The sequence below is a fragment of the Flavobacterium plurextorum genome (assembly GCF_002217395.1).
Classification (GTDB): Bacteria; Bacteroidota; Bacteroidia; order Flavobacteriales; family Flavobacteriaceae; genus Flavobacterium; species Flavobacterium plurextorum.
Genome location: NZ_MUHD01000041.1, coordinates 20,486 through 37,365, shown reverse-complemented (window position 1 = coordinate 37,365; position 16,880 = coordinate 20,486). Strand labels below are relative to the sequence as shown.

Below are 16,880 nucleotides of genomic sequence, written 5' to 3'. Positions count from 1 at the left end.
GTACTGCACGAATATTTTATTCGCTGTTTTATCGTACTTAAAATTCTCCATTAAATTTTAATTTAAAAATCTTGTCCCGAAAGGGATTGGTAGATAATTTTTTATGAAAAACTCATATTTATTATTACACTTCGCTGTAATACTTGCCGGCTTTACCGGTGTTTTTGGAAAACTCATTTCTCTTAATGAAGGTTTATTAACTTGGTACAGAGTCTTTTTTTCTGCTGTCATTTTATTTTTAATACTAAAACTTTTCAAAGTACTAGATCAAACTACATCAAAAGAAAAGTTTGATATTGCTAAAATAGGTTTGCTAATTACCATACATTGGGTTTTCTTTTATGCAAGTATTAAATATTCTAATATCTCTATTGGTGTTATTTGTTATTGTTTGACCAGTTTTTTTACTGCGGTTTTCAAACCTTTGATCGATAGATCTGCGTTTAAATTTTCTGAACTATTGTTAAGCATGTTGACTTTATTAGGTATCAGTCTGATTTTTCATTTTGACACTTCTTATCAGCTTGCTATAATTTTAGGCGTAATTTCATCAGCTTTTGCAGCGCTTTACACTATTTACAATGAAAGACTCGTAAAAGTTTACGACAGTAAAATTATCAACTACTATCAAATGATAGGCGGAACGATTGGTTTAGGAATTTTGCTTCCTGCTTACCTTTATTTTTTTCCAGCAGAAAACCTTATTCCAGATTTCAAAGATACTTTTTACTTAATCCTATTATCACTTTTCTGTACGGTTGGATTGTATGTCGCTTTTGCCGAAGTATTGAAAAAAATCCCCGCCTTTACAGTTAATCTAAGTTTTAATCTTGAACCTATTTATGCCATTATATTAGCATTTATATTTTTCGATGAAAGCAAAGAAGTAAATACTTCATTTTATATCGGATTGTTTTTTGTAATGATTTCGGTTGTTCTGCAATCGGTAATTTCTTTAAGAAAAAGCAAATAAACCTACGATAGAATAAACACAAAAGGCACAAGAAATATACTTGTGCCTTTTTTTTATTTGATTCTTGAAGAGTTTTATTTAGTCAACCTTACAAACTAAATAACTGTTTTGCAAACTTATACGCGAAAAAAAACAATAAATTAAAACTAAGTAAATTTATAATTGTTTAAATTTAACACTTAAAATTGCGCCATATGAAAAAAGTTTTTTTTGCAGTGCTACTAATTTCGTTCTCAAGTATCTTAAAAGCACAGACTATTGATCAAATCCCACAGAATCAAACTCCAGAAAAATTACCAAGACCCGATTTTCAGTTTAAAGGTAAAATAGGACGCACATATCTAGACTCAGATCCTGCGCAATTTCCAAAATTAGTAACAGCTCCAAAAGGTGCTCCAAATATTGTTATCATACTAATTGACGATGCTGGTTTTGGTCAGTTTGGAACTTTTGGCGGAGCAACTCCAACTCCTGAACTTGATAAGTTAGCTTCACAAGGATTGCGATATAATCGTTTTCATACTACCGCTATATGTTCACCAACACGTGCCGCACTGCTTACAGGAAGAAATCATCATGTTGCTGCAACAGGAGGAATTGCAGAGGCATCTACTGGATATGATGGTTATACTTCAATAATACCAAAACGAACCGGCATGATCGCCGAAGTTTTGCGTCAAAATGGATATGCAACTGCATGGATAGGAAAAAATCATAACACATCACCTTGGGAAATTAATCCACGTGGTCCTTTTGATAATTGGCCAAATGCTTGGGGATTTGATTTTTTCTACGGGTTTATGGGAGGGCAAACCAGTCAATACAACCCTCTTCTTTATGAAAATCACAGTGTTGTTCCCATGTCTGCTGACCCAAATTATCATCTCACAACTGATTTAGTGGATCATGCTATACATTGGGTTGATAACGTTGAAGCCGTTCCTGGTGCGCCTTATTTCTTATATCTTGCACCTGGTGCTACACATGCTCCACATCATGCACCTAAAGAATGGGTGGATAAATTTAAAGGGAAGTTTGATGATGGCTGGGATAAATACAGAGAATTAACTTTTGAAAGACAAAAGAAACTCGGCGTTGTTCCTCAAAATGCAAAACTTACCGCTAGACCTAAAGAAATTCCAGCTTGGAATACACTCTCTGCAGACCAGAAAAGAGTAGCTTCTAGAATGATGGAAGTCTTTGCAGGCTTTACAGCACATACAGATTATGAAATTGGACGTTTTCTGAATGATCTTCGCTCAAAACCAGATTGGGACAACACGCTTGTCTTTTACATCGTAGGAGATAACGGTTCAAGTGCCGAAGGAGGTCTCAACGGGACTATTGATGAAGTCAGCTATTACAATGGTTTTGAAATGCCATTTCAATCTGCATTAGATAAAATTGATGAAATTGGAGGGCCAACTTTACACAACCACTTTCCGGTTGGCTGGGCATGGGCAATGAATACTCCTTTTCAATGGACAAAACAAGTTGCGTCGCACTTTGGAGGAACCAGAAATCCGTTGGTTATTTCATGGCCTTCAAAAATAAAAGATAATGGCGGGCTGCGTTCACAGTTTCATCATGTGATTGATATTGTTCCAACAATTTATCAAGTGACAGGAATTACTCCTCCAAAAGAATTAAACGGAACTGTACAAGATCCAATAGAAGGCGTTAGTATGGCATATACTTTCAATGATGCTAAAGCAAAAGGACAACATAAAGTACAATACTTTGAAATTTATGCCAATCGTGCTATTTATCAAGATGGCTGGGTGGCAGCGTCAATTGCCAATATACCATGGATTTCTTCAACTAAAATTGTAGATGCCGAATCTACTGTTTGGGAATTGTATAATATTGATGACGATTTTTCAGAAGCGAACAATCTTGCCGCTAAAATGCCTGATAAACTAAAACAAATGAAGGATTTATGGTGGACTGAGGCTTCTAAAAATCATGTGCTTCCGGTAGATACCAGACCTTTAGCCGCACGCATTAAACCTGATGAAATACCAAACCCTACACGTGGCGTAACTTCGATACAATACAGTGCAGGTACTGGTGGAATACTTGAAGGTTCAGCGCCGCATCTTGCCAGTACTTCCTTCAATTTGATTGCAGATCTAGAAATTCCGAAGTCTAGTGCTGAAGGAATGCTGTTTACAATCGGTGGATATACAGCAGGATTTGGCTGGTACATTCAAAATAATAAATTAGTTTTTAGCTACAATAATTTTACTCAGCGAACAAAAATTACTTCAACACAAGATTTAAGCATTGGGAAGCAAAAATTAAAAGTTGAATTTATTTATGATGGAGGTGGATTAGGAAAGGGTGCAACTGTAAAATTATATGCAGATAATAAAGAAATTGGAAAAGGGCGTTTAGAAAAAACAGTTCCCGTAGCTTTCTCTTCTTTTGATGGTATTGATGTTGGGATAGATCGAGGAGCGCCAGTTGACTTTACTTATAAAATGCCATTTAAATTCTCGGGAAAACTAGACAAAGTAATTCTTGACTTAAAATAAAATCGGACAAGAAAAAGTTTTCAATATTGTGTTCCAAACCTTAAATAGTCCAAATCAACAAACAAATGCTATTTTTAATAATTAATTAGATAGTACTCTAAAAAAAAAACTCCAAAATCAAATGACTTTGGAGTTTTTAGAATTCTGTGGGCGATGAGGGGTTCGAACCCCCGACCCCCTCGGTGTAAACGAGGTGCTCTGAACCAGCTGAGCTAATCGCCCTATTTTACTAGGTTGCTATCATTTCGTGATTGCGAGTGCAAATATACAGCTAGATTTCGTATTTACAAGCATATTTTTAAAAAAAATGAAATATTTTTTAGCTTTTATATTTACCAATCTATTTTTCAGCTTTTTAAGCAAAATACAAAAACCATTATTTTCTTACAATTTAGTTAAAAAGCAAAATCTGAATGTCTAATTTATAATAACACTTTGTATTCGCTTGCTATAGTTATACATTTGCAATACTTTAATTGTATATACAAATGGCAAGATTTCAAGAAAACGATTTACCAAAAGCTAAATTAGACTCTAATTCTCTTCAAAAAGCACTCAGAATTTTTAAATACGGTAAAAACCATAAATGGAAATTTTTTCTAGGCTTAATTTTTCTACTACTAACCAGCGCTACTGCCCTTGCCTTTCCTAAATTAATGGGAATGCTGGTAGATTGCGTAACTAATAAAGATCTAAGCAGAGCCAATGAAATTGCTGTAGGATTAATGGTTATTTTAACATTACAGGCAATATTCTCTTTCTTCAGGATTTCACTTTTCGTAAACTTTACCGAAAACTCATTATCTAACATTCGTTTTGCCTTATATGAAAACCTGGTTAAGCTGCCAATGTCATTCTATTCACAAAAACGCGTAGGAGAACTAAACAGCCGAATAAGTGCAGATATATCACAATTGCAAGATACTTTCACCACAACAATCGCAGAGTTTCTACGTCAGCTTATATTGATTATTGGAGGCTTTGTAATATTAGGAAGCATAAGTCCGAAATTAACTCTTATGATGCTGGCAATTGTGCCGGTAGTTGCTGTGGCTGCAGTTGTATTTGGAAGATTCATTCGTAAATACGGAAAGAAAACTCAAGATAAAGTTGCCGAGAGCCAAGTAATTGTTGAGGAGACATTACAAGGAATAAGCAATGTGAAAGCTTTTGCTAACGAATGGTATGAAATTCAGCGTTACAAAAATAAAATCAAAGAAATTGTAAAAATTGCCATCAAAGGCGGTCAATATAGAGGTTACTTTGCTTCCTTCATTATATTATGCCTTTTTGGATGCGTAGTAGCTGTAGTTTGGTATGGCATCACATTAACCATAAAAGGAGAAGTTGAAGGAGTTGGAGATTTAATTTCTTTTGTACTTTACACCACTTTTATTGGAGCATCTTTTGGCGGAATTGCCGAAATGTATGCGCAGATACAAAAAGCTGTTGGAGCTACCGAGCGTGTTTTTGAATTATTAGAAGAAAAACCAGAAGAGATTAATGCTAAACCAAATGCATCAGTTCTAGAAAAAATAAAAGGAAATGTTACTTTCAAAAACGTAGCCTTTAGTTATCCTTCTCGTAAAGAAGTACAAGTACTTAAAGATGTAAACTTCACTGCAGATTTCGGACAAAAAATTGCAATTGTTGGCCCTAGCGGCGCAGGAAAATCTACAATTTCATCTTTACTTCTTCGTTTTTACGATATCACTTCAGGAGAAATTACAGTTGATGGCAAAAATATTTATGAATACGATTTAGAAAATCTTCGTGGCAATATGAGTATAGTACCTCAGGATGTTATATTGTTTGGAGGTACCATAAAAGAAAACATTGCTTATGGTAAACCAAATGCATCAGAGGAAGAAATTGTAGCAGCTGCAAAACAAGCAAACGCTTTCAATTTTATCGACGGTTTCCCAGAAAAATTTGAGACTTTAGTTGGAGAACGCGGTGTTAAATTATCAGGAGGACAACGTCAGCGTATTGCTATTGCGAGAGCGCTGCTTAAAAACCCCAGTATTTTGATCTTAGACGAAGCAACTTCATCACTAGACAGCGAAAGCGAAAAACTAGTTCAGGAAGCTTTAGAAATATTAATGGAAGGAAGAACAAGTATCATCATTGCACACCGACTTTCGACAATCAGAAATGCAGATAAAATTTTGGTGTTAGACAATGGTAGAATTACCGAAGAAGGTACACATCAGGAATTGATAAATTTAGAAAACGGAATTTACAAAAACCTTAGTAATCTTCAATTTAGCAATTCTTAGTATAGATTCAATAAAAAAATAAGCCGTCTCAAATGAGACGGCTTATTTTTTTTATATCTGCTTAATTAAATTAAACTCTTTCTTTTGTAATTATTTCTACAATTTCAGGATTCAATAATGTTGAAGTATCTCCAAAATTAGAGAAATCACCTTCAGCTATTTTACGTAAAATTCTACGCATAATTTTTCCAGATCTTGTTTTTGGCAAACCAGAAACGAATTGAATTTTATCTAATTTTGCGATTGGTCCAATGTGATCAGAAATATATTGATTGATCTCTTTACTTAAGTTTGATCTATCTCTAACTTCTCCTGTTTCTTTAAGAATAACGAAACCATACAAAGCATTTCCTTTAATATCATGAGGGAATCCAACAATTGCAGATTCTGCTACTGCAGGATGCTCATTGATCGCATCTTCGATTGGAGCAGTTCCTAAGTTGTGACCAGAAACAATTACAACATCATCTACTCTACCTGTAATTCTATAATATCCAACTTCGTCTCTTAAAGCTCCGTCTCCTGTAAAATATTTACCTGGGAAAGCAGAGAAATAAGTGTCTTTGTAACGTTGGTGATCTCCCCAAATAGTTCTGGCAATTCCCGGCCAAGGAAACTTAATACATAAACTTCCAACTACTTGGTTTCCTTCAATCTCATTACGTTTTTCATCCATTAAAACAGGCTGAACTCCAGGTAAAGGTAAAGTCGCATATGTTGGTTTTGTTGGTGTTACAAATGCAATTGGCGAAATCATAATTCCACCAGTTTCTGTCTGCCACCAAGTATCAACAACTGGACATCTTTTATCTCCAACGTGATCATTAAACCAGTGCCAAGCTTCTTCGTTGATTGGTTCTCCAACTGATCCGATAACTTTAAGAGATTTTAGAGGATACTTTTGAATATAATCTAAACTTTCTTTGGCTAACGAACGTATTGCAGTTGGTGCTGTGTAAAATTGTGTGATTTTATGTTTTTCGATAATATCCCAAAAACGGCTGAAATCTGGATAAGATGGAACTCCTTCAAAAATTACAGTAGTTCCTCCGTTTAATAACGGTCCGTATAATATATAAGAGTGACCAGTAATCCAACCAATGTCAGCAGTACACCAGAAAATATCATTTTCCTCGTAACTAAAAACATTTTTAAATGTATAAGCTGTATAAACCATATATCCAGCTGTGGTATGAACCATTCCTTTTGGCTTACCAGTTGATCCAGAAGTATACAAAATAAACAACGGATCTTCTGCATCCATAATTTCGGCTACACTATTATCTAAAGCAGCATCTAATAAAGGCTGTAACCATTCGTCACGACCTTCTTTCATCGCAACTTCAGTTTTAGTTCTTTTTACAACCAAAACTTTAGAAACTGACGGACAGCTGTCTAATGCTTCGTCAACAATACCTTTTAAATCAATTGTTTTGTTTCCTCTGTAACCACCATCAGATGTAATAACCATTTTACATTCGCAGTCATTAATTCTCGCAGATACTGCTGAAGCAGAGAATCCTGCAAAAATTACAGAGTGAATAGCACCAATTCTTGCACAAGCCAAAACTGAAACAGCAAGCTCAGGAATCATTGGCAAATAAATACAAACACGGTCTCCTTTACGTACACCTTGCTCACGCAAAACATTCGCCATTTTAGAAACTCGCTCGTATAATTCATTATAAGTTATATGTAAAGCACTTTCAGACGGATCATTCGGTTCAAAAATAATTGCCGTTTTTTCACCTCTTTTACTTAAGTGTCTATCAATACAATTTTTAGTAATATTTACTTTCGCTTCAGTAAACCATTTTACTTCGGCATCAGCCATATTAAAATCAACTACTTTTTCCCATTGTTGGTACCAAGTAAAATTTTCTTCTGCAATTTTCCCCCAAAATTTTCTTGGCTCCCTTATTGACTTATTGTAATGTTTAAAATATTGTTCTAAATTTTCAATTTTATAATAACTCATATGTTTGTGGAATTTTTTTATAAAAGTATTAAATCTCAGTCTATTCTTAAAATTATTTAATTTATAAATTTTATCAAAAAAAAACACATATTAAAAAAAATACTCGTTTTTTTTGAAGTTATTCTAAAAAAATACATTTTTGAAATAAAATGTAAATTGAAAAAAGGTATGACAAACTAAACTATCATACCTTTTTACATTAACAAATTTCAATAACAATTAATTCTGTAATTCTACATTACAATGCTTTTTCTATTTTGAAAATAGCAGCATCCTTATTAATTAAAAAAGAAATTTCAACAAGTACATTTTCTTAAAAAACATACCCTTTTTAAGGGATCTGCTTCACTTAACTTGCTTAAACAATCGAAGTTAAGTGAATGCATCATGCATCTATATCTATTTTTTTTTAATAAGTGCTTACTAATTCAAAATATTAATCTAAAACATTGATACAGTGCAAACTCCATTACATTTGTATGTATAGAAATTCCCAAATTTATTATCCAATTTTTTTCATTGCAGTCATAGACTCTCTTAACCACGCTCCTACTTCTTCGATAGGATGTTGACGAATCTCTTTATTAACAGCAATTAAAACAGCATTATCTACTCCGTTTGAAGTTGAGAATGGTTTTCCAATTATATTAGTTTCAACAGTTTTCATGAACTCAGTCAATAATGGTTTGCAAGCGTGATCAAATAAATAACAACCATACTCAGCAGTATCAGAAATTACACGGTTCATTTCGAACAATTTCTTTCTTGCAATCGTGTTTGCAATTAACGGCAATTCGTGAAGAGACTCATAATAAGCCGATTCTTCAATAATTCCTGCTTCAGTCATAGTTTCAAAAGCCAATTCAACACCAGCTTTTACCATTGCAATCATTAAAACTCCATTATCAAAATATTCCTGCTCAGAGATTGCAGCTTCTTGCGGTGCAGTTTTCTCGAAGTTAGTTTCTCCAGTTGCAGCTCTCCATTTCAATAAATTAACATCGTCATTTGCCCAGTCAATCATCATAGTTCTTGAGAATTCTCCAGAAATGATATCATCTTGGTGTTTTTGGAATAACGGACGCATAATATCTTTCAATTCTTCTGCAAGTTCATAAGCTTCAATTTTTGCAGGATTTGATAAACGATCCATCATATTTGTAATACCACCATGTTTCAAAGCTTCAGTGATAGTTTCCCATCCATATTGAATTAATTTTGAAGCATAAGCAGCATCGATTCCTTTTTCAACCATTTTATCAAAACATAAAATAGAACCAGTTTGCAATAATCCGCAAAGAATTGTTTGCTCACCCATTAAATCTGATTTTACTTCAGCTACGAAAGATGATCTTAAAACTCCTGCTTTATGTCCGCCAGTTGCTACAGCGTATGCTTTTGCTTGATCTAAACCAAAACCATTTGGATCATTCTCTGGGTGAACAGCGATAAGTGTTGGCACACCAAATCCTCTTTTGTACTCTTCACGCACCTCAGATCCTGGACATTTAGGAGCACACATAATTACTGTAATATCTTTACGAATCTGCATTCCTTCTTCAACAATATTAAAACCGTGAGAATATGCTAAAGTCGATCCTTCTTTCATTAATGGCATAATAGCAGTTACTACAGCCGTGTGTTGTTTATCTGGTGTAAGATTACAAACTAAATCAGCAGTTGGAATTAATTCTTCATAAGTACCTACTTTAAAACCATTTTCAGTTGCATTTTTATATGAAGCTCTTTTTTCTGCAATTGCATCTGCACGCAATGCATAAGAAATATCTAAACCAGAATCTCTCATATTTAAACCTTGATTCAAACCTTGTGCACCACAACCTACAATAACAACTTTTTTTCCTGCTAATGCTGAAATTCCGTCTGCAAATTCTGATTGCTCCATAAATTCGCAAACTCCTAATTGTTCTAATTGTAATCTAAGCGGTAATGTATTGAAATAATTTGCCATTTTGTTTTAAAATATTTAATGAAATGAAATTTAATAATTGATTAATCTATAAATGTTTGTGATCCTAAAACCACTGTATAATTGTTACTATTTAAAAGTCTCTAATAAAGAGGAAATTTCCATTTTTTCTTTAGAAACCGAAATTCGCCCAGAACGTACAAACTGCATAATACCGTAAGGCTTGAACTTTGCATACAATTCTTCTATTTCAGAACGTCTTCCAGATTTAGAAATCACAAAGAAATCTCTTGAAACGGTTACAATCGTAGACTGACTGTCTTTGATGATGTTTTGAATTTGTTTTTCATCAAACAACAAACTTGATTGTATTTTAAACAAAGCATTTTCTAAGAAAATAGTTTCTTCGTCAGTATGATAAAAAGCTTTTATAACTTCAATCTGTTTTTCGATTTGTCCAACAATATTCTGAACCCATTTTTCAGTTGTGTTTACCACAATGATAAATCTAGAAACATTTTCTATTTCTGATTCTGATACGTTTAAACTTAATATATTAATGTGACGCTTTAAGAAAATCCCCGATATTCTATTCAACAAGCCCACGTTATTTTCTGAATATACCGATATGGTAAATGTTTTATCTTCCATTTTGTTTTTTAGTTTTATTTGTTTCATGTTTTAGGTTTCAGGTTCTAGAACTTGAAACAAATAAAACATGAAACCTGAAACTTTTTTTCTTTAGCTTAATCTAATTTCTGAAACACAAGCTCCGGTAGGAATCATTGGGAATACGTTATTCTCTTTTTCTACCATAACTTCTAAGAAATAAGAATCTTTTGAAGCCATCATTTCTGCCACAGCTGCATCCAAGTCTTCTCTTTGCGTTACTTTTTTAGATTTAATATGATACCCTTCTGCAATTGCAACAAAATTTGGATTAATCATTTTTGTTGAAGCATATCTATTGTCAAAAAACAATTCTTGCCACTGACGCACCATTCCTAAAAATTCGTTGTTTAATACCACAATTTTAACTGGAACCTGAGTTTGAAAAATAGTTCCCAATTCTTGAATTGTCATCTGGAATCCGCCATCACCAATAATTGCAACAACTTCACGTTCAGGTTTTCCCATTTTAGCACCAATAGCCGCTGGAAGCGCAAATCCCATTGTTCCTAATCCGCCTGAAGTAATATTACTTTTTGATGTATTAAACTTCGCATAACGACAAGCAAACATTTGGTGCTGACCAACATCAGAAACGATAATAGCATCACCTTTTGAGTGTTTATTGATCATTTCAAGGGTTTCTCCCATCGAAATTCCTTTACCGTTTGTTGGGTTTAACTCTTCGTTTATCACCGTTTCAACCTCAATTTTATGCAGTTCTTTAAATTCATTGTGCCATAAATCATGTGATTTAGCATCAATTAAAGGAAGTAATGCCGTAAGAGACTCTCTTACATCTCCTAAAACAGCTATTTCTGTTTTTACATTTTTATCAATCTCAGCAGGATCAATTTCAAAGTGAATTACTTTTGCCTGTTTGGCATATGTTTTTAAATCACCTGTAACACGATCATCAAAACGCATTCCGAATGCAATTAAAACATCACATTCATTTGTCAATAAATTTGGAGCGTAATTTCCGTGCATTCCAAGCATTCCAACATTTAACGGATGGTCTGTTGGCAAAGCCGAAAGTCCTAAAATAGTCCAAGCTGCCGGAATTCCTGATTTTTCAACCAAAGCTTTAAATTCAGCTTCAGCTTTACCTAGAATAATTCCTTGTCCAAAAACAATAAAAGGTTTTTTTGCACTATTAATCAAAGCTGCTGCTTCAGCCACTTTATCTAATTTTAACTTTGGAACTGGAACATAACTTCTAATTCCTTTGCATTTTTCATAGCTATAATCAAAAACGTCAAATTGAGCATTTTTAGTTATATCAATTAAAACCGGTCCTGGACGACCAGAACGAGCAATATAAAATGCCTTTGCAATTATTTCTGGAATTTGAGACGCTTCAGTTATCTGAAAATTCCATTTTGTAACTGGAGTTGAAATTCCAATAATATCAGTTTCCTGAAAAGCATCAGAACCTAATAAATGTCTTCCAACTTGTCCTGTAATACAAACCATTGGTGTTGAATCGATCTGCGCATCTGCAATTCCAGTTACTAAATTTGTAGCACCCGGTCCTGAAGTAGCAATTGCAACACCTACTTTTCCTGTAGCTCTAGCATAACCTTGAGCTGCATGTGTTGCACCTTGTTCATGACGAACTAATACGTGATGCAACTGATCCTGAAATTTATATAATTCGTCGTAAACTGGCATAATTGCTCCACCTGGATAACCATAAACCAAGTCTACTCCTTCTTCTAACAAACATCTTATAACGGCTTCTGCCCCTGATATTTTCATTTTTTCTATTTTTTGACATTTATAGCATCTTAATACTACTATAAATATTTATTAATATAATACGGGATTATGTTTTGACTTATAAGTCGATTTTTTAAAATTCTCTAAGTCATAATTTGCATCCTCTATAATTTTTTTACCATCTTTTTTATCATAATCATTAGCAATTAATCCTTCACCTTCTTTAATTGCTTTTTCGGGCTGATCTAAATGAATATAAATTCTTCCTAAATTATAATATGCTGAATATCTAATCTTTTTACTTGATTTGTCACTTCCAGTATATTTTGTTTTTAAAGAGTCAAAATATTCAAGTAATGGATTAATATCTGATACAATATCATCAATTGGAGCAGTTGCTGACATCTTAGCAAAAATTACTTTTACTGCCTCAAGAGCTTCTTTTTGAATTCCTCCTTCTTCATCTTTAGAATCTATAATCCACAAGTTCTCTCTATATGTTGTAGGCTCAAGACCATAGACTTTATTGATTTTATGGTTAGTATTACTAAAAACAAAATCAACATAAGATTTAATGCTTTCATTATAAAATTCTGTCTTTTCTTTTTTGAAAGCCTCTTTTACAACTTCAGAATTAGCGTTGGCATTAAGAGATTTATAGACATAATCTTTATCAAAATCATAAACAATCTCTTCATCCTTTCCTGATTCATTTAATGCTCCTTTTATCTTGACGACAGCAGATCCTTTAGCTTCGATTAATGCAGTCACAAAATAATTTGTGGTCTTGACGACGACTCCATTTTTATCTTTAGATTCATCAACTTTTGATTCCAGTTTTGGTTCGCCCATTTTAAAGCTTTTCAACCTTACCTCGATATCAACATTTGAATATCTTACACTTCTTTTCCATCCATATAAATTAAGCCTGTTATTCAACGTTTCCTTATTCGAATAAAAAGGTGTAAAATCATTACCTATGACGGTTTCAGTACTAAAGGTTCTTTTCTCTAATGCTACAAACTTTGATGGCAGAATCTGATAATTTACAGTGAATGAAAACTTATCTAAATCGACTTTTTCAGGTTTTAACTGTGAAAAAGCTTGAAACGAAACAAAAATTAATGGCAGATATTTTATTGTATTTTTTATTTTCATCAAAATTATTTTTTTAAGAATCTATTATTTTTCTGAGATTCAACTTGTTCTTTAGTATACTCCTTTTTTATAACCTCTTTTTTAGCCGGATCACTTATAAACATATAACGCTCCCCGATCATATTTCCATTAACATCAAAAGCGGTTTTACCATTCACAGAAGTCTTTTCTATAACTTCATTAAGAACTAACGTATTATCTTTTGTAAGCAAAGCGTATTCTCTTTGATTATCTTCGATTTTAAAGTTTTCCAGTTTTAACTTTCCGTCATTATCATAAAGGTTAAAATTCAAAGTAAAATCTGCAGGTCTTTTATGCGCTAAAAAAAGAAACTTATCCTGAGTTTTATCCAGCTTTACAACAACATAACTAACATCTTGTAAAAAATCTGTTTTTAACTTACCATTGAAATCACAAAGAGCTCCTTTCTTTGAATTACTTGTTTGACAACCTGGACCTTTACATGGAGTGCTTATATTAAAAAAAGTATCTCTTGCATCATACATATAATCTTTATTAAAAACCATCGATGACGGCATTTCGTAATCGTATACTGTAACTAAATTATCTGGAAATGTTGCAATAAAAGCTGATTTTTGTAAATCATAAATCATTGATCCTCCATTATACATCTGAAGCACAAGCAAACGATCTTTATAAATCTTAATATCTTCTATTTCTAGTTTAGCATCAAAAAGTACTTTTCCATCGTAGTAGACATTCTTGCAATACTTTGATTCGTCGTTACTTACAGTTTGGCTTACTTGTCGAATTATTTTCTTTGTTTTATAGAAAATAGTAACATATTTATTGCCTAATTCAGATATAGAAGAAATACCATTGGCTCCTACTGAAATAGGAAGAATATTCTTGAAATTTGAATAATCTATAACCTCAATTATATCATTCTTTTTTGCTAAATAAGCAAAAGCATCCTTCTCTTCTTTAACTCGATAATACATTTTATCCATAGATGAAATTTCATCATAGCTGTTTGGTATTAACTGTTTGTTTTCTTTAAAATCAAATATTCCAAAGTGTTTACCATCTAAACTTGATCTTACACGATTGTCTTTTACATACACATCATAATCATATTTAAAGACTCTCTCCAATCCATGTTTAAATGGCTGTTTCAACAAAGATTTACCTAAGGTATCCAAAACTGTAAAATCTGTATCCGTATATGCTAGTGCTTGTCCAGCCTTGTTGAAATTCCCAATACGCTTATACTGAGCCGGAACTATTATTTCGCCGCATGAATTAATTATACCAACCTTATCAGTACTGTCAAAAAAGCTATAAAACTCAAAAGGTTGATTCCATGACCCATTTGTAAAATTGAAATTGGTTTTAGTTCCAACTTCTGGATTTTTAGCATCATGTATTTCAACATCCATACCTTCAAAAATCATATAACCACCACCATCATTACCGCTTCCTTTAACTTTTGATGTGAAAAATTTCCCGCAGTTTAATCCGCTGAGAAATCCAGTTTTATTATTCTTCTTAAAAGAATAAACAATATCTCCGTCAGCATTTGCAATCTTAATGTTTTCGTAATTATTCTTATCTTCTAAAAGAATGAAACCACTTTTTTTAACTTTTAAATTATACTCTTTTTTTAGATTCTCAATTTTTGCATTTTGTGAGAATGAAATTAAGGGCAATAGAAACAACAATGATTTATAAATTGTTTTTACCATTTTATTCAATACGTAGGTTTTATATTAGGTTTTGAGTTTTGTTATTTTACGTTTATCTTGATAATAAATTAATTATCGGTAACACATCCTGTAGAAGCACTTGAAACAGATCTTGCATATTTAAGCAAAACTCCTTTTGTAACTTTTAACGGTGGCTGAACCCAAGCCGCTTTACGAGCTGCAAATTCTTCGTCAGATATTTTCAAGTCAATCGTATTCTTAACAGCATCAATAGCAATCAAATCACCATCTTTCACTAAAGCAATACCACCGCCATCAAAAGCTTCTGGTGTTACGTGTCCTACTACGAATCCATGTGAACCTCCAGAAAACCTGCCGTCTGTAATAAGAGCACAGCTGCTTCCTAATCCAGCTCCAATAATCGCCGATGTTGGTTTTAACATTTCAGGCATTCCCGGACCTCCTTTTGGTCCGCAATATCTGATAACAACAACATTACCCGGTTTAATTTTTCCAGCCTGCAAACCAGGAATTACTTCAAACTCTCCTTCAAAAACAACAGCCGGACCTTCGAAATACTCTCCTTCTTTTCCGCTGATTTTTGCAACTGCACCTTCTGAAGCAAGATTTCCGTATAAAACCTGAATATTTCCAGTTGGTTTTAATGCTTTTTGTATTTCATGAATTACTTCTTGTCCGTCTTGTAAATCTGGCGTAGAAGCTAAATTTTCTGCTACTGTTTTTCCTGTTACCGTTAAGCAGTCACCATGAATTAATCCTGCTTTCAATAAATATTTCATTACAGAAGGAATACCTCCTACAGCGTGAATATCTTCCATCATGTATTTACCGCTTGGCTTCATATCTGCAAGTACAGGAGTTCTGTCGTTAATTGCTTGAAAATCATCCAAAGTAATTTTAACATCAACCGCATGCGCCATTGCAATTAAGTGCATAACCGCATTTGTTGAACCTCCTAAAACAGCTACAATTGTAATAGCATTTTCAAAAGCCTTACGAGTCATAATATCTCTTGGCTTAATATCTTTTTCTAATAAAATTTTAATAGCTTCTCCCGCTGCAAGACATTCATCTCTTTTCTCCTGACTTAAAGCAGGATTTGAAGAACTGTATGGCAAACTCATTCCTAATGCTTCAATTGCCGAAGACATCGTGTTTGCAGTATACATTCCACCGCAAGCACCTGCGCCTGGACAAGCATTTTGAATAACACCTTTAAAATCTTCTGGAGTAATTTCGCCTTTCACTTTTTTTCCTAAAGCTTCAAAAGCAGAAACGATATTTAAAGATTCACCTTTCCATTTTCCAGAGTGAATAGAACCTCCGTAAATCATCATTGACGGACGGTTTAATCTTCCCATCGCAATTAAAGCTCCAGGCATATTTTTATCACAGCCAGGAATTGCAATTATACTATCGTACCATTGTGCTCCCGCAACTGTTTCAATCGAATCTGCAATTACATCACGAGATACTAGTGAATAACGCATTCCTTCTGTACCGTTAGAAATTCCATCACTTACACCAATGGTATTAAAAATAAGTCCGACCAGATTTGCATCCCAAACACCTTTTTTAACATCTTTTGCTAAATCATTCAAGTGCATATTGCAAGTGTTACCATCGTAACCCATACTTACAATACCAACTTGTGCTTTCTTCAAATCTTCTTCAGTTAAACCAATACCGTACAACATTGCTTGAGCCGCAGGTTGTGTTTGATCTTGAGTGATGGTCTTGCTGTACTTATTTAATTCCATTATTGTAATATTTATTTTAATTTTTGTTCAAAAAAAAACCTTCCAAATAGTTGGAAGGTTTGTAATATAGTTTTTCAATTATATTTATACCATTCCCGCCGCAGATGTGTGAATCACATTGACAACAAAGACAGAAGTAATAATAATTGAGATTTGCATCTATTTCTTTTTTAGTTCGACAAAAGT

The 16,880-nt window shown here is 33.4% G+C and carries 10 protein-coding genes and 1 tRNA gene; 3 read left to right on the top strand and 8 right to left on the bottom strand.

Translation table 11 applies throughout. From position 1 onward, the window contains the following. Positions 1-103: 103 nt before the first annotated feature. The gene (locus B0A81_RS19150; RefSeq protein WP_089059492.1) at positions 104-973 is read left to right on the top strand and encodes a DMT family transporter; all 870 of its coding nucleotides are present in this window, start codon (positions 104-106) and stop codon (positions 971-973) included. Between the two features lie 194 nt (positions 974-1,167). Continuing rightward, entirely contained in the window at positions 1,168-3,510 is a 2,343-nt protein-coding gene (locus B0A81_RS19145) for an arylsulfatase (protein WP_089059491.1), read from the top strand. A gap of 147 nt (positions 3,511-3,657) precedes the next feature. Here the strand turns inward: B0A81_RS19145 and B0A81_RS19140 are convergent. Then, positions 3,658-3,732, bottom strand: a tRNA-Val gene (locus B0A81_RS19140). 266 nt (positions 3,733-3,998) lie between these two features. Here B0A81_RS19140 and B0A81_RS19135 point away from each other — a divergent pair. Beyond that, a complete protein-coding gene (locus B0A81_RS19135) occupies positions 3,999-5,789 on the top strand; it encodes an ABC transporter ATP-binding protein (RefSeq protein ID WP_089059490.1) in 1,791 nt (596 codons plus the stop codon). 70 nt (positions 5,790-5,859) lie between these two features. Here the strand turns inward: B0A81_RS19135 and acs are convergent, their stop codons facing one another. The 7 genes from acs to ilvD all read right to left on the bottom strand — a co-directional run bounded on the left by acs (position 5,860) and on the right by ilvD (position 16,694). After that, positions 5,860-7,767, bottom strand: coding sequence for an acetate--CoA ligase (acs, locus tag B0A81_RS19130; protein ID WP_089059489.1), 1,908 nt, complete (start codon positions 7,765-7,767; stop codon positions 5,860-5,862). Between the two features lie 502 nt (positions 7,768-8,269). Further along, the gene (ilvC, locus tag B0A81_RS19125) at positions 8,270-9,739 is read right to left on the bottom strand and encodes a ketol-acid reductoisomerase (protein WP_089059488.1); all 1,470 of its coding nucleotides are present in this window, start codon (positions 9,737-9,739) and stop codon (positions 8,270-8,272) included. Positions 9,740-9,826: 87 nt separating this feature from the next. Then, positions 9,827-10,348 carry an acetolactate synthase small subunit gene (gene ilvN, locus B0A81_RS19120; RefSeq protein ID WP_089059494.1) on the bottom strand — a complete coding sequence of 174 codons (522 nt, stop codon included), beginning with the start codon at positions 10,346-10,348 and terminating at the stop codon, positions 9,827-9,829. 90 nt (positions 10,349-10,438) lie between these two features. Beyond that, positions 10,439-12,127, bottom strand: coding sequence for a biosynthetic-type acetolactate synthase large subunit (ilvB, locus tag B0A81_RS19115; protein WP_089059487.1), 1,689 nt, complete (start codon positions 12,125-12,127; stop codon positions 10,439-10,441). Positions 12,128-12,178: 51 nt separating this feature from the next. After that, positions 12,179-13,246: a hypothetical protein gene (locus B0A81_RS19110; RefSeq protein WP_089059486.1), complete on the bottom strand. Its 1,068-nt coding sequence runs from the start codon at positions 13,244-13,246 to the stop codon at positions 12,179-12,181. 5 nt (positions 13,247-13,251) lie between these two features. Further along, on the bottom strand, positions 13,252-14,952 hold the full coding sequence (locus B0A81_RS19105) for a hypothetical protein (RefSeq protein WP_089059485.1): 1,701 nt from the start codon (positions 14,950-14,952) through the stop codon (positions 13,252-13,254). 68 nt (positions 14,953-15,020) lie between these two features. Next, positions 15,021-16,694, bottom strand: a complete 1,674-nt coding sequence (ilvD, locus tag B0A81_RS19100; protein ID WP_089059484.1) for a dihydroxy-acid dehydratase — start codon at positions 16,692-16,694, stop codon at positions 15,021-15,023. Positions 16,695-16,880: the final 186 nt, after the last annotated feature.